Raw genomic sequence first — 19,872 nt, 5'->3', positions numbered from 1 at the left:
ACTTAGGAGGTTTTTACTCATGGTAAAAGCAATCAAAATGGTCAAAGACCAACGTGGTTTAACATTAATCGAATTATTAGCAGTTATCGTTATTTTAGCTATTATTTTAGCAATCGCGGTTCCGGCGATTGGGAGTTTGATTAGTAAGACGGATGATAGAGCAACTGTTTCAGATGCTGCCCAAGTTATTGCAGCGGCGAAGTTGTATGTAGCTGCTAATGGTGTTCCAACTAGTGGTGAAATACCAAAAGGGCATCTAAAAAATTACCTTGATAATGCTGAATGGGATGGAGATACTGGTAAGGTAAAGGTTTCTTCTACGGGTGTTTACTCAATTATTGGTCATAGTGTTAATAAATTATTAAAAAATAACTTGGCAACAGAAGTAACGGAAGAAGATATCCAAAATGAATTGGATAAAAAAGATACAGGTAACACTACAAATAATAATAACGGAAACTAATCTTTAAAAAATCTAGTACCTATTAGTATCCCTTGATGCTAGTAGGTGCTAGGAAATATTTACATGGAGGCGAACTCCCATCAATCCCAATTTATCCTATCCAAAAAAACAATCTGGCTTCACCTTAATTGAATTACTCGCAGTCATCGTTGTTCTCGCCATCATTCTAGCAATAGCCATTCCTTCTATTCTAAGTGTCATTCAAAAAACAAATGACCGGGCGATTGTGGCGGATGCGTCCCGTGTGCTTTCTGGGGCTAAAATCCTTCTTGCAGAAGAGGAGTCACACTTATATTATGATGAAGAGAATGAGCTTGGCCAAATATCTATCAATCAATTGCAACGACATGTGAGTCACGTTGATTTTCGTGATAAAGCAACCGTGACGACAGAGGATAGTCTTGTATTTTTTGATTTTGAAGAAGGTGTTGTTTCAAATTTACGTTTGAATCGGAATGTTCACAACATTGGTAGTCTAGCAGATTTTTTACATTCGAGTTCAGAAAAAGAAGCAACGGAACCGAGAATTCTTCAATATTTGGATGGAACGCTCCATTCTGACTAATATCTCTTAAGAGAAAAAGGATGGGTTTTTGATGGAATTATTTTTGCATATTTATTTATTTGTTGTTGGGTTAGTCTTAGGGTCTTTTTATAATGTCGTTGGGATTCGTACGGCGGAAGGACGTTCGATTGTGACACCGCGATCTCATTGTGGAAATTGTAAACGAACATTGTCTGCATTTGAATTAATTCCAGTGTTGTCGTATGTCATGCAAAAAGGGCGTTGTAAAGGCTGTGGAACAAAAGTTTCGATGAGATACCCATTGTTTGAATTGGTGACGGCATGTCTTTTCACGATTTCACCATTGATGGTGGGATGGTCAAAAGAATTGCTTATTGCATTTCTCTTACTTTCATTGCTTGTCATTATCGTCATTTCCGATGTGCATGCGATGCTTATTCCGAATAAAGTATTGTTGTTTTTTGCTTGTGTCATTATCCCGGTTCGCTTTTTTATACCAATGGATCCGTGGTGGGATCCGATTGCAGGAAGTATCGTCGGGTTTGTGTTACTTCTCTTTATCGCCATCATTAGTAAAGGTGGCATGGGTGGCGGTGACATTAAACTGTTTGCGGTGTTAGGCTTATTTCTTGGATTAAAAGGTGTCTTGTTAACCTTTTTCTTTGCAACCTTTATTGGGGCTTTTGTTGGTATCGTCTTAGTCGTATTAAAAAAAGTCAAACGAAAGCAACCTATTCCATTTGGACCTGCAATAAGTGCAGGGGCGCTTATCACGTATTTTTATGGTGATGTCATTTGGAATATGTATATTGGTATGTTTTAACTGTAATTATGACTAGATTGAGGAGGAAAAACTGTGGTTCTTTCCCTATTTCAAGGAAATAAAAAATCAATAAGCATCGTGCTACATGATTATGTTGTGCGCATGGTCGAAATGCAAGGAACGGACTTTTCCTCTGTGAAACGGATTAGTGAAAAATACATTCCAGCGGGTATTATTCAAGATGGAAAAATGGTTGATGAAATCGGCTTTTTTGAATTTATGCAGCATCTCGTGACAGAGTGGAATATAAAAGGGAAAACCGTGAAATTTTACGTACCTGATTCCACCGTTATTTTAAAAAAGGTCGACATTCCTCCAAATGTACCTGAAGATGAAATTCTCGGTCATTTTTTAATGGAAATTGGACAAAGTCTTCACTTTCCGTTCCAAAACCCAGTTTTTGATATTCATCTGTATGATGGGGAAGAAAACAAAAGAAAAGGGTTGCTGTTTGCCGCTCCTGAGGATGAGCTTGTGAAGTTTGCTGAAATTTTTGAAGGTGTGGGTCTACAACCGATAGCCGCTGATGTTTCACCACTTGGAGTGTATCGCTTTTACCATCAGCTTTACCCTGCCATGGTTGAAAAATCAGTCATGTTTTTAGAATTTAATTTAACGAAAATGAACATTGCTATTTTTTCTAATCATTTACCGGAATTTATTCGGCATCAATCGTTAAATGTAAGTGAAAAAGACTGGTCTTTTGCACTTGATAATGTTGATGAAATGAAATGGACATTTGTCGGTAATGAAGAACAATTATGGACAGATATTCAAGATTTAGTTGCGGATATTGAAAGAATTATGAATTTTTATCGCTATTCGATGCATAAAGGGGAAAAATCGATTTCTCAACTTGTTGTATTAGGAGACCATCCGTATTTAGATGAAATCGCTTTGAGATTTAGTAATAATCTCGATATCCCATTGAAAGTGTTAGATGCGAAAATACCAATAGAGTGGAGTCATCGCATTGACCGAAAATACATTCCAGTGTTTGGACTGTCACTGAAAGAGGTGGAGTAAGTGTTAGTCGATGTGAATCTACTGCCGAAACGAGAACGAAAAACACAGCTTTTCCTCATTTTAATTTATGGCTTTTTTCTTATTTGGCTTATTGTTGCGATTGTATTTGCTGTAAATTATATGAAGTCGACGTCCACTTTAGAAAAAACGATTGAACAAAAAGAAGTACTCGTGCAAAACCGGCAATTATTAGAACAAGAGCTACAAGTCGTTCAAGCTGAGCAAACAGAATCGCTAGAATCGATTGTTGCTTTTGCCGAACGCTTACCTGTACCAACATCATTATTAATTGACCAACTTGTTGATGATTTACCGGAAACAGGCTATTTAAATCAATATAGCTACTCAAATGGAACGACGACAATCCAAACACAAGTAGAAACGATGGAAGAGATTGCAGCTTATATTGTGAAATTAAATCGGTCTCCGTTTCTAGAAGATGTTCGTGTAAACACAGTAACAACGTTTGACCATACGATTAATCAAGAAGAAAAGCCTTTTGAAAGCGTTCCTCGCTATACTGTCACGTACACATTAACAGTCGACCGTGAGGCGTTAGTAAAGGAGGAAAAGAACAATGAATGAGTATATTCAAGAAAAACGAACCGTGTTTATTGTAATCATTGCTAGTTTATTTTTGCTGCTTGTTCTGGCGTTTTTTCTTTTTCAAAAGCCTGTGCAAGAGCAGTTAAAAGCAGAAGAAACAATGGTTACGACAGAACAAATGTTAATCGATGGAATTACTGTTCAACTGGCAGAACTCGCAAACCAAGAAGAGGAAAACACGGTGATGCTTGAGCGTAAAGTACCAAAGGAACGGTTGATTGATCAATATTTATTAACGTTGCAAGAAGTTGAGCTAGTAAGTGAAAGTAAAATTCAGGATATTTCGTTTACTAGTTATGATGGTGAATTAACAGATGAAGAATTTATTTCTGGAGCGGCTGAGTCAGGGGTGGAGACTAGCGAGCAAGTAGTGGAACCAGTAGCTGTAGAAGAAGTAGCTGAAGCAGGCGAAGCGGAAGTTGTTGTTGAAGAAGCTCAACTTGAACAAGAGCAGTTACCAAATGGGTTACAACTATTAACGATATCAATGCAAGTCGTCTCACCTAATTATGAAAGCTATCGGATGTTTTTAAAAGAAATTGAAAAGCGCGAACGAATTACAAGAGTCGATTCCTTGCAATTTACAACACCAACTGAAGCAGATCTATTGTTTACTGATGACCCAGATGAAACGATTTCTTTTACAATGCAGGTGACAACTTTTTATTATCAAGATAAATAAAACAACGAGCATACCTAGTTTAACGGGTATGCTTTTTTGCTTTTGAGAAAGACAGTTTGGCAAAGTTGTTGAGGTGATGAAGGACAAAACAAGGTGAAAATAGAGCGGAAGTGTCCTTCATAAGGTGGATGAAGGACAAAACGAGGAGAAAATAGAGAGGAAGTGTCCTTCATAAGGTTGATGAAGGACAAAACGAGGAGAAAACAGAGAGGAAGTGTCCTTCATAAGGTTGATGAAGGACAAAACGAGGTGAAAATAGAGAGGAAGTGTCCTTCATAAGGTTGATGAAGGACAAAACGAGGTGAAAATAGAGAGGAAGTGTCCTTCATAAGGTTGATGAAGGACAAAACGAGGTGAAAACAGAGAGGAAGTGTCCTTCATAAGGTCGATGAAGGACAAAACGAGAGGAAAACCGAAGAGAAGTGTCCAATAGAAGAGCTCTATTGAACAAAAAAGAGCACCCCAAAAGAAAAATGTCCCTTAACAAACTTCATACGCCCAAAACATCATAGAACCGATCGGTAGTATCTATTACAACGTAACAGGCCGATAAAATAGAAAAGCTCACCCCCCGTTTCGAACATCATTTTCGATATTCTTGTCCAATACTTAGAATAGGACAAGCACCCTCTTTCATAAGATAGAATAAATTGATGAATAGAAGGTTGATATATGACAAATATGAAAGTATATCAGTGGGCAGTTGGTATTATGATGTGTAGTTGTCTTTGTTTTTTCTTTTTTTATGTCACCACATATATACAACAGCATTCTTATTCTTCACTAGCATATGAAAAAAGCTTTCATGAGGAAAAAACAATCACTACTCTAAGCAAAGCGTATGTATATGAGCCGGGACCAATTACCATTACGTTTGCTGGGGATTTGATGATGAGTGGCTCGATTGCGGATACGGTGGCAACATATGGTGTACATCATCCTTTTGTGTATGTGAAAGAAGAGATTCAACAATCTGATTTTGCAGTTGTTAATCTAGAGACTGCGATAACAGAACGAACAGAGTCATACCCAAAGTCTTTTCATTTTAAAATGCCGCCTCATTATGTGGAAGGAATAAAAGAAGCGGGTTTCTCGCTAGTGTCTTTAGCGAACAACCATACAATGGATTATAAAGAAGAAGGGATACTTGATACGATAAACACATTAGAGAAATATGAACTTCCCTATGTTGGTGCAGGGCGAAATAAAGAAGAAGCGTATAGTGCACATACGGTTGATTTAAAAGGAAAAACAGTATCGTTCTTAGGTTTTTCAAGAGTGCTTCCATCAGAAACATGGTATGCGCAAGAAGACAAACCAGGAATTGCAAGTGGGTATCAAATCGAACGAATGATTTCGATTATTGAAGAAGAAAAGAAAAAAGCTGATTATGTCCTTGTTTATATTCATTGGGGAGTTGAACGAAAGCAAACTCCAGAATCATATCAAGTTCATTATGGAAAATCGATGATTGATGCAGGAGCAGATGCAATTATCGGTGCTCACCCGCATGTGTTACAGCCTATTGAAATTTATAATGACAAACCAATTGCTTATTCTATAGGAAACTTTCTCTTCCCGAGCTATGTAAGTGGACCAACAGCAGAAACAGGGTTATTACACATTCAATTAGAAGAAGAGCAAGTGTCTGTTGATTGGAGTCCATATAAAATTGAGAATGACCAAATTCATCCGTTGCCAAAAGAAGCCTCTCCTTATGGATCGATTCATCCATAAGGTTTTTTTATGGTACATATGGATCATTTCTTTTTTTACTAGATATGAATATGCTAGAAAAGAGAGAAAATAAAAATAGAAAAACTAGTTCTAGTAAATACAAACTGTTAATAGAATAGAGTAACAAGATGAAAATGAAGAAAGGGGTAAGTGACGTGGATGGGGAAAAACGACAAATATCAGTGAAATTAAATGGGAAGAAACAACATTATGAAGAGAAAAAAACAACACCTATTCCACCTATTCAACAAGAACCCGAACCCAAACCAGTAGCGGCGGCAGATAACTCGAAAAAAGAAGAAAGTGCATCCCCTGATATTATTGATTTTCGTGAGCGGCAAACCGAAAGGAAAAAGCGGGATCAGCCATTTTGGGATGATGGAAACAATGAGTACAGTCCGAAACTTCCGTTTAAACGTAAAAAGAAAAAACCGAAAAAGCCATTTCAATTTTCACTAAAGTCATTTCCATTATCAATCGTGTTAGCCGGCATTTCGGCGGTTGTTGTTGGTGTTAGTTTTGGATTAGTTATACTTACTATTTTCACCGGAGAATCTGAAGCAACTGGTGATCCGAATGGACAGGCTGTACCAACCGTCGCCGAAGTAGTAGCAGAAGGGAAAAACCTTCCTGATTTGACCGTTGAAATTGTTCAAGGTGGTGCGTTTTCAACGATAGAAAAAGGTGAAGAAATCGTTGACCGATTAAAAGACAGAGGCCATGCAGCAGTCTTAATTGAATCATCAGATCCGCATTATATGTTTATCGGTGTAGCTCAAGATAAAGAATATGCCAATGGCCTAAGTCAGCTGTATCAACAAGAAGGACAAGATACGTATGTCAAGCCGTTTGCGGTATTAGGTGGAAAAGTGGACGCTGGCAATGAAGACACAGGAGTGTTTTTTCAAGACGGTATGGCGATTTATAATGAGTTGATGCTTGTATCGATCCGTAGTTTGGCAGGAGATAAGGAAATTATTACGGATAAAAGTTTAGAAATTGTAGTCTCTGAGCATCAAAAGTGGACAGACTCTAAAGGACAAGCATTAGACGGTTTAAGTGAGGAGTCCAAAGCAGAAGCAGAACGGTATGTTTCTGCAATAACAGAAGGAGTTGAAACACTTCAATCCATTGATGAGGACTTTGAGGAAAACAAGTTTTGGCATATTCAACAATCATTATTAGATGCTACATTAGCTTATGATAGTTTTATAGACACGTTGAAATAAATTAGAACGGAAAAGGACGGTCCCTTTTCCGTTTTTTTTTAGATGAAAATTTTGGTGTAGCAGTAAAGCTTTGAAAGCTTATTCTAGAAGAGGGCAGGGCTCCGCACGTCGCTTGAAACGAAAAGACGCTCCCGCGTTTTTCTTATTATTAATAATTTGTAAAACATTGGAATTTAGATTGTCATATAGAAACCAACTTGGTATTCTGAAAGTAACCTTGTACAATAAAAGCAAAACGCATTTTATTGTAGGAGGTCTCCCTTATGTGTTCATTAATTTTAGCCTCAAATTCTCCACGTCGAAAAGAATTACTTCAACAAGTCAACATCCCGTTTGAAACAAAACCTAGTCAAATTGAAGAAATTGTGAAAGATTCGTTAACCCCAAGTGAGGTGGTTGTTGAGTTAGCCTATCAAAAAGCGGCTGATGTGTTCTCGAGAAACCAAGAAGCGGTTGTATTAGGAGCGGATACAATTGTAGTTGCAAATCAACAAATTCTTGGCAAACCACAATCTAAAGAAGACGCGAGAATGATGCTATCTGCTTTATCTGGAAAAGAACATGCTGTGCTTACTGGCGTTACTATTATTAGTGGGTCAAAAGAAGAGATGTTTTTTGAAGAGACTCTCGTTCAGTTTTGGGAACTAACAGATGAGGAAATTGAAGCATATATTGCAACGAGTGAACCTTTTGATAAAGCTGGGGCGTATGGCATTCAAGGTAGTGGTGCAACGCTAGTGAAAAAAATCAAAGGCGACTATTTTTCCGTTGTTGGATTACCCATTGCAAAAGTTGTTCGCACATTACAAAATTTTGGTATCAGTCAAGCCCCTCACTAATATTTGTGGTAAGGAGGAAAATAAAAAAGTGAAAGAGGAGTCGCTTATGATTCGTGATGTCCCTGTTAGTGAACGCCCTCGTGAACGACTCATACACGATGGTGCCAGGTTTTTATCCAATCAAGAGTTATTGGCGATTATGTTACGAAGTGGAACAAAACAAGAATCCGTATTGCAGTTAGCTCAGCGAGTGCTCCAAGCATTTGATGGGTTAGCTTTATTAAAGGAAGCCACAATTCAAGAACTCGTTCAAATTCGTGGAATTGGAATGGCCAAAGCGGTTGAAATATGTGCTGCATTAGAGCTCGGCAGACGGATAAGCAATTTGCAAACCGAAGAACGAGTAATCATCCGTTCTCCTGAAGATGTTGCCCGGTACGTCATGGAAGATATGCGTAGCTTAACGCAAGAACATTTCGTTTGTTTATATTTAAACACGAAGAACCATGTCATCCATCGTCAAACGGTGTTTATAGGGAGTTTAAATGCATCTCTTGTTCATCCAAGGGAAGTATATAAAGAAGCATTTCGCCGTTCGGCCGCCTCGATTATTTGCCTTCATAACCATCCCTCTGGGGACCCAGGACCTAGTAGAGAAGATATAGAAGTGACGAAACGATTAAACGAGTGTGGGAAATTACTCGGCATTGAGTTAATGGATCACATTATCATCGGTGACAGGAAATTTGTGAGCTTAAAAGAAAAAGGTTATATTTTATGAAAAAAGACTTATGAATTCCTAATTTTGGTGTATGCTAAAGAGAGACTGCAAATGAAGAAAAATGTAAAATTATCGTAGGGGAATATTGAGGCTATTTTTTTTATACGAAATTCAGTATAATTACATTTATGAGTTTTCGTATACACGAAGGGAGATACATATAGATGTTTGGTGGTTTTTCAAAAGATTTAGGAATTGACTTAGGTACAGCAAATACCCTTGTTTATGTTAAAGGAAAAGGGGTTATAGTTCGGGAGCCGTCCGTTGTGGCGCTACGTACAGATACAGGATCAATTGAAGCAGTAGGAAATGATGCGAAAAATATGATTGGTCGAACACCGGGGAATATTGTCGCAGTTCGTCCGATGAAAGATGGTGTTATCGCAGATTTCGACACAACTGCAACGATGTTAAAATATTTTATTAAGCAATCACTTCGAAATCGTTCGGTTTTTACGAGAAAACCGAATGTGATGGTTTGTGTTCCGTCAGGTATTACTGCAGTTGAAAAACGGGCAGTAGAAGATGCAACAAAACAAGCGGGAGCCCGTGAAGCCTATACAATTGAAGAGCCATTTGCGGCTGCAATAGGTGCGGATTTACCAGTGTGGGAGCCTACGGGAAGTATGGTTGTTGATATCGGTGGAGGAACAACAGAAGTAGCCATTATTTCATTAGGTGGAATAGTAACAAGTCAGTCGATTCGTGTCGCCGGTGATGAAATGGACGATGCCATCATTTCCTATATTAAAAAAACATACAACTTAATGATCGGGGAAAGAACGGCAGAAGCATTAAAATTAGAAATTGGATCAGCCGGTGCGCCTGAAGGTGTGGATGACATGGAAATCCGTGGACGTGACCTTGTTACTGGCTTGCCTAAAACGATTTCTGTTACGGCAGAAGAAATTTCAAAAGCTTTAGCTGACACGGTGTACACGATTATTGAAGCCGTGAAAAATACATTAGAAAAATCGCCACCAGAGCTTGCTGCAGACATTATGGATCGAGGGATCGTATTAACTGGTGGTGGCGCATTGCTGCGAAATTTAGATATGGTTTTAAGTGATGAAACGAACATGCCTGTGCTTGTTGCAGAAAATCCTCTAGATTGTGTTGCATTAGGTACAGGGCGTGCGCTTGAGAATCTTCACTTATTCCGTTCTAAAGCAGGGATTACTGTTCGATCAAATCGGAAGTCGTAAGTAGGTGTAGAGTATGCCCCAATATTTTAACAAGAGGCTAATTGTATTGTTAGTTAGTATAATCGTTTTGGTGGCATTAATTGGATATTCCATGAGTGATCGTGATAGCCTAACAAGGCCAGAGCAATTTCTCAGGGATTCAGTCGGTTGGGTGCAAAGCCTATTTTCTAAACCCGCTCATTACGTAGCGGGTTTCTTTGAAAATGTCAACGAAATGAAAGTAATCTATGAAGAAAATCAAGTATTAAAAGCAAGATTAGAAGAATACGCCCAAGTCGCGGGAGAACGAAATATTCTCAAAGCAGAAAATGAAACGTTGCGAAAAATGTTGGACATTGATGAAAGTTTGTCCGATTATCAAAGACGAACAGCCTTAGTTATTCAACGAACACCAGATCGATGGAATGAGTATATATCCATTAATAAAGGCTCAAATGATGGAATCGAGTTAAATATGGCCGTTATGACATCAGAAGGCTTTATTGGAAAAGTGATACGAGTTGGGCCGTTTACATCTAGAGTTCAATTAATTACTGATTATGACCGGACAAATCGAGTATCAGCTATGATCCATGCAGATGAACAAGTGTTAGGATTTATAGAAGGGTATGACCAAGAAACTGGGTTACTTTTGATGAGAAAGCTCGCCATGGATAAAGAGGTCGAAGTGGACCAGCTTGTAACAACATCAGGAAAAGGTGGAATTTTTCCTAGTGGATTACCGATCGGACATGTCGTGTCTGTCGAACCTGATGAGTATGGACTAACATTAAATGCGTTAATTGAACCTGCCGCCGATTTTTACAATTTAGATTATGTGTTTGTTATTGAAAGATTGAGTTCATTACTCGATGAAGAGCTTGAAGAGGAGGATGAGATGTGATTCGTTTTATTCTCCCAGCTCTTGTTTTTTTGTTTTTTATATTAGAGGGTACTGTGTTTCAAGTGTTTTCACCTGAAAGGTACGGAGCTTCTTTTGTTCTGATTCCAAGGCTAGTGTTAATAAGTACTGTCATTATCGGGGCATTTCGTGGAAGAGTTTCTGGAGTATGTTACGGCCTAATTTTTGGCTTATTATATGATATCGTTTATACTGAAATTCTAGGGGTTTATATGTTTTCAATGGGACTTATTGGCTACATATGCTCATTACCTTATAAACTAGTGCAACAAAGCTTTTTTCTTTTAGCTTGTATTATCATGGTGGCGGTATCGATCCAAGAATATTATTTATATGGGATGTATACGATGCTTGGTGTGGCGTACATTAGCCCTGACCAATTTTTTTATGAGCGCTTTCTCCCTACTTTTATTTTTAATATTGTGATCAGTATAATTATCATTGTCCCATTACAAAAATTAAACCGGTATGTTGAAGAGTTCGAGAAGCAGCTAGAAAAATAACGAATACAAAAAGAAGAAAAAATTCTTTGTTCTAGTGACTGAAAAAAAGGATTGGCAATAGTTTTGTTGAATGTATTACAATGGATCATTGTACAACCACTCTTGAGGTGAACGGAATCAATGTCGCAAAAAAAACATCATGTTACAATAAAAGGTACAAAAGAAGGATTAAATTTTTTACTTGATGATGGTTGTTCTTTCTCAGACTTGATAGTAGAGTTAAAAGAAAAGCTATCTTCAAAACATTATCAGCAAAACGATGAGGGACGCCAAGCATTTGTTAATGTTATTGTCGGCAATCGTTTTCTTACAAAAGAACAGGAAACTCAATTACGTGACGTCATTGTCAGAGACAATCAATTGCGAATTGAGAAAATTGATTCAAATATTATTACAAAAGAAGAGGCTGAAAAAATTCGTCGTGAGAAGCAAATTGTTACTGTTGCAAAAGTCATCCGCTCAGGACAAGTTCTCGAAATTAAAGGAGATTTATTACTCATTGGTGATGTCAATCCTGGTGGGAAAGTGATGGCAACAGGCAATGTATTTATAATGGGAGCATTAAGGGGAGCCGCTCATGCTGGTTGCGAGGGAAATCGAGAAGCGATTATATGTGCTTCGCGAATGGAACCATCCCATTTGATTATTGCAGATGAACTTGCCGAACAGCCGAATCGGACAGAGCAAGTGGCGAGTGAAATGGAATGTGCGTACATACATGAAACAGAAAACAAAGTCCTAGTAGATAAAATTCAATTGCTTTACCATCTTCGTCCTAAGTTAACCAATTTTATTGAATTGAATTAGTTCATTTTATGTATGAAAGGAAAGGGGAAATGAGCGTGGGAGAGGCTATCGTCATAACTTCAGGTAAAGGGGGAGTTGGAAAAACAACAACCTCAGCAAACATAGGGACATCTCTTGCCCTTTCAGGTAAAAAAGTTTGCTTAATTGATACAGATATTGGTTTGCGCAATTTAGATGTTGTGATGGGATTGGAAAACCGCATTATTTATGATTTAGTCGATGTGGTGGAAGAACGGTGTCGTCTACAGCAAGCATTAATTAAGGACAAGCGTTTTGAATGTTTAACTTTATTACCAGCGGCACAAACAAAAGATAAATCATCTGTTCAACCACACCAAATGAAAAAAATCGTTGAAGAACTAAAGCAAGACTATGACTACATTATTATTGATTGCCCTGCTGGAATTGAACAAGGCTTCAAAAATGCAGTTGCCGGGGCCGATCGTGCTATCGTTGTAACAACACCAGAAATCTCTGCTGTAAGGGATGCAGACCGGATTATAGGATTGCTAGAAAAAGAAGATATTGAATCTCCGAAACTAGTTGTTAATCGAATTCGCAATCACATGATGAAAAATGGTGATATGTTAGACGTTGATGAAATTGTTTCCATCCTTGCGATTGAGCTACTTGGAATTGTTGTTGATGATGATGATGTCATTAAGCATTCTAACAATGGTGAACCAGTGGCGTTATTTCCAACGAGTAAAGCTGCAATCGCCTATCGTAACATCGCTAGAAGAATTCTTGGCGAAACTGTGCCATTAATGGCCATTGATGGGCAAAAAGGTATGTTCTCGAAAGTAAAAAAGTTTTTTGGAATACGTTCATAAAAAAACAAGCATCCGTCACTCTGCCTATGTGATGGGTGCTTGTTTTTGTTTAAAAGATAAGAAGGTATAAAAATTTTGGTGTAGCATTGAAGTTTTGAAAGCTATTTCAAGAAGAGCGAAGCTCCGCACCTGCGCGTTTCACCCCAGGAAGAGCACTTGGGGTTCACTTTCAAAAAGCGGGCAGGGCTCCTCACTTCGCTTGAAAGAAAAGACTCTCCGCGTTTTTCTTACGTATAAGAAAGCATGAAAACTTTGGTTGAAAGCTTATTCTTTAATCCGACGTGAAAAATCACCATTTTTGCCACCTGTTTTTTCTTGTAAATAGGTCGGCCCTATTATCATACCTTTATCAACCGCTTTACACATATCATATACAGTTAACGCTGTGGCAGAAGCTGCTGTTAAAGCTTCCATTTCAACTCCTGTTTTCCCTTCTGTTTTCACTTCTACAGTAATATGTAATATTTTTTGTTCAGTTTCCCCCCAAGAAAAAGAAACATTTACGCCTTGTAACGATAAGGGATGGCACATTGGAATCCAGTTGGCTGTATTTTTTGCTGCCATAATTCCTGCAACTTGTGCAACAGCTAATACATCTCCTTTTCCCATTTGCCCGGTTTTGATTTTCTCGTATATTTCATCATTCACTTGCACACTTGAATGCGCTATAGCTGTTCGAACGGTAATTTGTTTTGGAGAAATGTCGACCATTTTGGCTCGACCTTCTTCATTAAAATGGGTGAAATCTGCCATTAAAAAGCCTCCTCAATCTGTCATGCTATTATTTTAACATGTCTACTCCTATGTTAAAATAGGGACAAACTTATCGTGGGGGGTGGAGTGTATGTCAGTTGAGGAACACCGGAAGGAAGCACCGACTGTTGTTCGCTGTCTCGTAGTAACAGTATCAGATACGAGGACAACAGAAACGGATAAAAGTGGCCAACTTATACATGAATTGCTTGAAAAAACAAATTATGAAGTTGTAGAGTATGCGATTGTGAAAGACGAGTATAGTGAAGTGCAGCGATGGATCATGAGCGCAAGTGAACGTGAGGACATTGATGCTGTTCTAATTAATGGGGGAACAGGTTTAGCGTTGCGAGACACAACGTATGAGGCGGTTTTTGCTAGTCTTGATAAAGTCATCCCAGGTTTTGGTGAGCTATTTCGTTATTTAAGTTACACTGAAGATATCGGAACAGCGTCGATTTTGAGCCGAGCGGTGGCAGGTGTAAGGGGAAATACAGCTGTATTTTCAATGCCAGGATCTAGTGGAGCAGTCCGCTTAGCAATGACAAAAATTATTATCCCTGAACTTGCTCATGTTATTAGAGAAATTCGAAAAGACCGAAACTAATCTGTGCATACGAAAAGGCTGTCGAGAAAAAATCGATGGCTTTTTTTCGTTAGTAGGTGAGATGAGCTGTTCAATAAGGACAGATGATCCCCTATTGTATGAAAAAGTAACGTTTTTCATAGGCTTTCGGACATCTGTTCCGTTACATGACAAAAACAGAGACTTTGTTTGGCTCAAATGCTCCAATAGCGGAACTGAGGTCCGCTAGCATTTTAAATAGTGGTGTTTTTTATGGTATAGCGGAAAAAATGTCCGAAACGATAACCCTTTGCTGCACTCTCTTCAAAAGTAGGTCAACAAGCCTCATTATTAAAAAACAAAGCCTTCTCCTTAAAAAACAGTGTTAGATCTTCTTTCATTGTTTAACAATTCTGAATTTATCTATGCAAAAATAAGAACTAGAAACGCAAAGGGAATTAGGAGTTCAAAAGGAATTTCAGAAAATGAGTCATAGTGAAGCAATGTAACAAAATATGACGTTGCAAAAAATGGCTGTACGATTTGAAATGGGGGGAAACGATAATGGCGAAACAAAAACTAGTTTTAATTGGGAATGGTATGGCAGGTGTCCGAGCGATAGAGGAAATAATAAAAGTTGGTGGGAAAGATAAATTTGAAATTACAATTTTTGGGAGTGAACCCCATGTAAACTATAATCGTATTGCGCTATCAACGGTTTTACAAGGGGATACAACGATTAAAGATATTGAATTAAATAGTCTTGAATGGTATGAGGAAAACAATATTACGCTTTATACAAGCGAAACAGTCATGAAACTAGACAAAGAAAAGAAAACAATAGTTACAGATAAAGGAAGAGAAGTAAGTTATGATTATGCGATTATTGCTACGGGTTCTCATCCATTTATGCTTCCTTTACCAGGTGCTGATTTAGAAGGAGTTATCGCTTTCCGTAATATTAAAGACTGTGAAATGATGATTGAAGCCGCAGAAAACTATAAAAAAGCAGTTGTCATTGGTGGTGGATTACTAGGATTGGAAGCGGCACGTGGATTGATTAATTTAGGAATGAAAGTAGATGTTGTCCACATTCAAGACTATTTAATGGAACGTCAGCTTGATCAAGATGCAGGTCGCCTACTTCGAATTGAGCTTGAAAAACAAGGGATGAACTTTTTAATGCCAAAGCTAACGTCTGAGATTGTCGGGCGTAAACGAGTGAAAAAAATTCGCTTTAAAGATGGAACCGAAACGACAGCAGACTTAGTTGTCATGGCAGTCGGTATTAAACCTAATGTAGATGTCGCTAAGGCAAGTGACATCGAAGTGAACCGAGGGATTGTTGTTAATGATTTTATGGAAACGAGTGCTGACGGCGTATTTGCTGTAGGAGAATGTGCAGAACACCGTGAAATCGTCTATGGACTAGTTGCTCCTCTTTGGGAACAAGGGAAAGTACTAGCAAAACGAATATGTGGTGAAGATGCTGGTGTTGGTTATGAAGGATCTGTATTATCAACAAAATTAAAGGTTTCTGGCGTTAATGTCTTTTCTGCTGGTGAATTTATGGATGATGGCTCAACAAGAAGTGTTCGAGTGTATGATGAATTTGAAGGAATCTATAAAAAAGTAATGATCCGCGATAATAAAGTAGTGGGTGCCGTGTTATTTGGAGACACAAAAGAAGGTCCTAAATTATTTAATATGATCCAAGATGGAGCAGATGTATCCGATATGGCTCCAATTTCGATTTTACAAGATGGTTCCACATCAGGTGAAAGCATCGTTGCTTCAATGGCGGATAGTGATACGGTCTGTGGCTGTAATGGGGTATCAAAAGGAGAAATTGTCAATTCAATTAAAGTCGATGGCATGTGCTCGGTTGAAGAAGTCAGTGGATGTACAAATGCCGGTCGTTCTTGTGGAACATGTAAACCGATGATTGCCGAATTACTTGAACTAACATTAGGTGATGAGTTTGACGGAGCAAACCAAAAACAAACTCTTTGTAGTTGTACAACGTTAACGCATGAAGAAGTCGTAGATGAAATTCGAGCAAAAGGATTAACACATTCAAAAGAAGTGATGAATGTATTAGGTTGGAAAACAGATGAAGGATGTTCGAAATGTCGTCCAGCGATCAACTACTATTTAGGAATGGTACACCCGACGATTCATGAAGATGAAAGAGAATCTCGTTTTGTTAACGAAAGAATGCATGCCAATATCCAAAAGGATGGAACGTATTCGGTTGTACCAAGGATGTATGGAGGGGTAACGAACTCTTCTGAACTACGAAGAATTGCCGATGTTGCCGATAAATATGATGTCCCTCTTATGAAAATTACGGGTGGTCAACGAATTGACTTGTTCGGTGTGAAAAAAGAAGATTTACCGCAAGTGTGGAAAGAACTTGATATGCCTTCTGGTTATGCTTATGGAAAATCACTTCGAACAGTGAAAACATGTGTAGGAGAAAATTTCTGTCGATTTGGAACACAAGATTCAATTGGAATGGGAATTGCCCTCGAGAAGAAGTTTGAACGACTACCAACGCCTCATAAAGTAAAAATGGCAGTGTCTGCATGCCCACGAAACTGCGCTGAGTCAGGAATTAAAGATTTAGGGATTGTAGGTGTTGAAGGGGCATGGGAAATTTACGTTGGTGGAAACGGTGGTACAGAGCTTAGAAAAGCCGACTTGCTTTGTAAAGTAAAAACGTCTGAAGAAGTATTAGAAATTACAGCTGCTTATTTACAACTATATCGTGAAACGGCAAGATATTTAGAACGTACAGCTCCTTGGGTTGAGCGATATGGACTTGAGCTAATTAGAAAAGAAATTATTGAAGATGAAGAGAATCGAAAAGCATTAAGTGATCGTATGGATACAGCTTTATCTGTTCTTCATGACCCATGGGAAGAGATTATCGGCAGTGAAGATTTAAAACAAACATTGTTCTCAAACAACAAAGTGAAAGTCGTTCAATCTTAATTTAAGGGGGTTATGTGTATGAACACAACGAAAGAAGCTAAAAAAGTGAACATTGGGAAAGTGACAGATTATCCAGTAAAGGTTGGGAAAGAAGTTATAATTGGCGAACATCATATTGCGATTTTCCGTTTATCTAATGGGAAAATGCGTGCAGTAGAAAATCGTTGTCCACACAAAAATGGCCCGTTATCTCAAGGGATTGTCAGTGGAGAGCATGTGTTTTGTCCACTTCATGATTGGAAAATCGATTTAGATAGTGGTGAAGTCCAAAAACCTGATGACGGCTGTGTGAAGACATATCAAGTAACTGTCGAAGCCGAGGATGTATTTATTACAATATAAGAAGATAAGACAAGGTAAGAACAGCTTACCTTGTCTCTTCCTACGAACGAGCAAGAAACACAGAATAGGAAAGGAGGTTTCTTGATGAGCGATCTCATTAAATATTTCAGAGAAAAGCAAATGAAAGAAAGCTCAGAAGCGATTTTACAGGCACGCTGTCCTTATTGTAGTATGCAATGCTCAATGGAACTCATTGAAGAACGAATCGTGAAACGTAATCGTTTTAAGGCAAAGCCGAATAAACAAGACCCCACTTCAGAAGGAAGATTATGTATGAAAGGTCTCTTTGCTCATCAGCATGTTATTAATGGGGAACGATTAAAAACACCTGTTGTGAATATTGATGGAGAGTTTGTTAGTGTTTCGTGGGAGCTTGCGTTAGAAGTCATAGCGGAAAAGTGGCGAGACTTGCAAGAGGAATATGGAAAGGATTCGATTGGGGTTTATGGTGGTGGCTCTTTAACAAATGAAGAAGCCTACTTATTAGGAAAATTTGCTAGAGTTGGACTAGGGACAAAATATATTGATTATAATGGTCGGTTTTGCATGAGTGCTGCGGCTTCTGCACAAGTGGCTGTGTTTGGAATAGATCGTGGGATAACAAATGGGTTATCGGAAATTGCTGACGCTAAATGTATTATTTTAGCAGGAACGAATATAGCTGAATGTCAGCCGACGATGATGCCGTATTTCCGAAAGGCGAAAAAGAATGGTGCTTTCATTATCGCCATTGATCCTCGCGAAACAGCGACGACGAAACTAGCTGATTTGCATTTGAAAGTGAAACCAGGGATGGATGCCAATGTCGTCATTGGAATGTTAAAAGTGATTATTGAGGAAGATTTTGTTGATCATTCATTTGTTCAGGAACGAACAAAAGGATTTGCTGAAGTGAAAGAGCAAATCAAAACCGTATCGTTAGCTATGATTGAAAAAGAAACTGGCATATCCCAAGCTGATATCGAAAAAGCTGCAAGAGAGTATGGAAAAGCAGAAACTGGGATGGTCTTTACCGCACGAGGTGTGGAGCAACATGCAAGCGGCCACCAAAATGTGCGACAATTTTTAAACCTTGTGTTAGTGACAGGGAAAATTGGAAAGCATGCCTGTGGTTATGGTGCGATTACAGGGCAAGGAAACGGGCAAGGTGGAAGAGAGCACGGACAAAAAGCAGACCAGCTTCCAGGATATCGTTCGATTGAAAACGATGAACATCGTAAATATATTGCTTCAGTATGGGAAGTTGATGAATCTGAATTACCACGTAAAGGCGTTTCTGCGTATGAAATGATGGAGAAGATTGATGAAGAAGAAATTAAAGCGTTATTTGTTATGGCATCCAATCCGATCGTTTCTACTCCAAACAGCTTATTTGTCCAAAAGGCACTGGAGAAGTTAGACTTTTTAGTTGTCGTAGATATGTTTATTTCTGAAACAGCAAAAATGGCTGATATTATTTTACCGTGCACATCTTATTTAGAAGATGAAGGTACGATGACAAATTTAGAAGGACGTGTTGTTTTCCGTGAAGCCGAACGAAAAGCACCACAAGACGTTAAACATGATTGGACTATTTTATGTGAACTCGGGAGGGCATTAGGAAAAGAAAAATGGTTTTCTTATAAGTCTGCAGAAGATATTTTTAATGAACTTCGTCTAGCAAGTAAAGGCGGTGTCGCCGATTATTACGGCATCACCTATGAGCGAATTAAAGAAGAAAAAGGTGTGTTTTGGCCATGTCCAAAAGAAGAGGACAATGGAACAAAACGTTTATTTGAATCTTCGTTTATGACAACAGATTCCTTAGCCTCATTCACAAATCTAGAGTTCCAATATCCAAAAGAAGCCCCTTCAAAAAAATATCCGTTAGTATTAACAACTGGACGGGTTATGGAGCATTATTTGACAGGTGTTCAAACGAGAAGAAGTCAAGATCTCCTCCAGCGGAGTCTTGATGCGTTTGTAGAAATCCATCCGAATACAGCGAAGAAATATGGAATTGAAGAAGGAAAGCTAATCCGAATCGAGTCAGTACGTGGAACAGCGATTGTGAAAAGTCGTTATTCTGAAGGGATACGAGAAGATACGATTTTCGTGCCATTTCATTGGGGAGACATTCAATCGATTAACCGTGTCACAAGCCCTGCTTTAGATCCTGTCTGTCGTATGCCTGAATTTAAAGTAAGTGCAGTTGCCATACGTCCTGTTCATCAGCAACAAAAGGAAGAAGAGAAAAAGTATAAAGTGCTAACTGGATAGAATTTACACAGAAAAAAGGGTATACTTTACAAAAGTGTACTCTTTTTTCTGTTTG

The 19,872-nt window shown here is 38.4% G+C and carries 20 protein-coding genes and 1 pseudogene; 20 read left to right on the top strand and 1 reads right to left on the bottom strand.

The window, feature by feature from the left end:
- The first annotated feature begins 19 nt into the window (after positions 1-19).
- The 16 genes and pseudogenes from T323_RS25515 to minD all read left to right on the top strand — a co-directional run bounded on the left by T323_RS25515 (position 20) and on the right by minD (position 12,901).
- On the top strand, positions 20-463 hold the full coding sequence (locus tag T323_RS25515) for a prepilin-type N-terminal cleavage/methylation domain-containing protein (protein WP_051556267.1): 444 nt from the start codon (positions 20-22) through the stop codon (positions 461-463).
- A 55-nt stretch (positions 464-518) separates the two neighbouring features.
- A pseudogene (locus tag T323_RS29470) lies at positions 519-611 on the top strand (type II secretion system protein); the annotation flags it as partial.
- A 96-nt stretch (positions 612-707) separates the two neighbouring features.
- The gene (locus tag T323_RS0100185; protein ID WP_026671477.1) at positions 708-1,028 is read left to right on the top strand and encodes a hypothetical protein; all 321 of its coding nucleotides are present in this window, start codon (positions 708-710) and stop codon (positions 1,026-1,028) included.
- Between the two features lie 31 nt (positions 1,029-1,059).
- Positions 1,060-1,812, top strand: a complete 753-nt coding sequence (locus tag T323_RS0100180) for a prepilin peptidase (protein WP_026671476.1) — start codon at positions 1,060-1,062, stop codon at positions 1,810-1,812.
- A 33-nt stretch (positions 1,813-1,845) separates the two neighbouring features.
- Positions 1,846-2,838: a type IV pilus biogenesis protein PilM gene (gene pilM, locus T323_RS0100175; protein WP_026671475.1), complete on the top strand. Its 993-nt coding sequence runs from the start codon at positions 1,846-1,848 to the stop codon at positions 2,836-2,838.
- Positions 2,839-3,423, top strand: a complete 585-nt coding sequence (locus T323_RS0100170) for a PilN domain-containing protein (RefSeq protein WP_026671474.1) — start codon at positions 2,839-2,841, stop codon at positions 3,421-3,423.
- Complete coding sequence (locus T323_RS27700) at positions 3,416-4,126, top strand: hypothetical protein (protein WP_026671473.1); 711 nt, start codon at positions 3,416-3,418, stop codon at positions 4,124-4,126. The genes T323_RS0100170 and T323_RS27700 overlap by 8 nt, the downstream gene beginning before the upstream one ends.
- Before the next feature lie 672 nt (positions 4,127-4,798).
- Entirely contained in the window at positions 4,799-5,863 is a 1,065-nt protein-coding gene (locus tag T323_RS25505) for a CapA family protein (RefSeq protein WP_051556265.1), read from the top strand.
- A gap of 128 nt (positions 5,864-5,991) precedes the next feature.
- Positions 5,992-7,092, top strand: coding sequence for a hypothetical protein (locus tag T323_RS0100155; protein ID WP_156942354.1), 1,101 nt, complete (start codon positions 5,992-5,994; stop codon positions 7,090-7,092).
- 263 nt (positions 7,093-7,355) lie between these two features.
- The gene (locus tag T323_RS0100150) at positions 7,356-7,931 is read left to right on the top strand and encodes a Maf family protein (protein ID WP_026671471.1); all 576 of its coding nucleotides are present in this window, start codon (positions 7,356-7,358) and stop codon (positions 7,929-7,931) included.
- Positions 7,932-7,959: 28 nt separating this feature from the next.
- Entirely contained in the window at positions 7,960-8,652 is a 693-nt protein-coding gene (gene radC, locus T323_RS0100145) for a RadC family protein (RefSeq protein WP_026671470.1), read from the top strand.
- 164 nt (positions 8,653-8,816) lie between these two features.
- Positions 8,817-9,857: a rod shape-determining protein gene (locus tag T323_RS0100140; protein WP_026671469.1), complete on the top strand. Its 1,041-nt coding sequence runs from the start codon at positions 8,817-8,819 to the stop codon at positions 9,855-9,857.
- Between the two features lie 13 nt (positions 9,858-9,870).
- A complete protein-coding gene (mreC, locus tag T323_RS0100135; RefSeq protein ID WP_026671468.1) occupies positions 9,871-10,740 on the top strand; it encodes a rod shape-determining protein MreC in 870 nt (289 codons plus the stop codon).
- Positions 10,737-11,261 carry a rod shape-determining protein MreD gene (mreD, locus tag T323_RS0100130; protein ID WP_026671467.1) on the top strand — a complete coding sequence of 175 codons (525 nt, stop codon included), beginning with the start codon at positions 10,737-10,739 and terminating at the stop codon, positions 11,259-11,261. The genes mreC and mreD overlap by 4 nt, the downstream gene beginning before the upstream one ends.
- 120 nt (positions 11,262-11,381) lie before the next feature.
- Positions 11,382-12,068, top strand: a complete 687-nt coding sequence (minC, locus tag T323_RS0100125; RefSeq protein ID WP_026671466.1) for a septum site-determining protein MinC — start codon at positions 11,382-11,384, stop codon at positions 12,066-12,068.
- A gap of 35 nt (positions 12,069-12,103) precedes the next feature.
- Positions 12,104-12,901: a septum site-determining protein MinD gene (gene minD, locus T323_RS0100120; RefSeq protein ID WP_026671465.1), complete on the top strand. Its 798-nt coding sequence runs from the start codon at positions 12,104-12,106 to the stop codon at positions 12,899-12,901.
- Positions 12,902-13,165: 264 nt separating this feature from the next.
- Here the strand turns inward: minD and moaC are convergent, their stop codons facing one another.
- Complete coding sequence (gene moaC / locus T323_RS0100115) at positions 13,166-13,654, bottom strand: cyclic pyranopterin monophosphate synthase MoaC (protein ID WP_026671464.1); 489 nt, start codon at positions 13,652-13,654, stop codon at positions 13,166-13,168.
- A gap of 91 nt (positions 13,655-13,745) precedes the next feature.
- Here moaC and T323_RS0100110 point away from each other — a divergent pair, with 91 nt between their 5' ends.
- From T323_RS0100110 to nasC, 4 genes are all read left to right on the top strand, one after another.
- Complete coding sequence (locus T323_RS0100110) at positions 13,746-14,261, top strand: MogA/MoaB family molybdenum cofactor biosynthesis protein (protein WP_026671463.1); 516 nt, start codon at positions 13,746-13,748, stop codon at positions 14,259-14,261.
- Positions 14,262-14,783: 522 nt separating this feature from the next.
- Entirely contained in the window at positions 14,784-17,216 is a 2,433-nt protein-coding gene (gene nirB / locus T323_RS0100105) for a nitrite reductase large subunit NirB (RefSeq protein WP_026671462.1), read from the top strand.
- An 18-nt stretch (positions 17,217-17,234) separates the two neighbouring features.
- Positions 17,235-17,558 (top strand): nitrite reductase small subunit NirD, encoded by a 324-nt coding sequence (gene nirD, locus T323_RS0100100; RefSeq protein WP_026671461.1) that lies wholly within the window; start codon positions 17,235-17,237, stop codon positions 17,556-17,558.
- Between the two features lie 84 nt (positions 17,559-17,642).
- Positions 17,643-19,817: an assimilatory nitrate reductase catalytic subunit NasC gene (nasC, locus tag T323_RS0100095; protein WP_051556263.1), complete on the top strand. Its 2,175-nt coding sequence runs from the start codon at positions 17,643-17,645 to the stop codon at positions 19,815-19,817.
- Positions 19,818-19,872: the final 55 nt, after the last annotated feature.

This window comes from Alkalihalobacillus bogoriensis ATCC BAA-922 (assembly GCF_000621445.1).
Classification (GTDB): domain Bacteria; phylum Bacillota; class Bacilli; order Bacillales; family Bacillaceae_F; genus Bacillus_AO; species Bacillus_AO bogoriense.
This window is presented reverse-complemented; position numbering and strand designations above follow the sequence as displayed.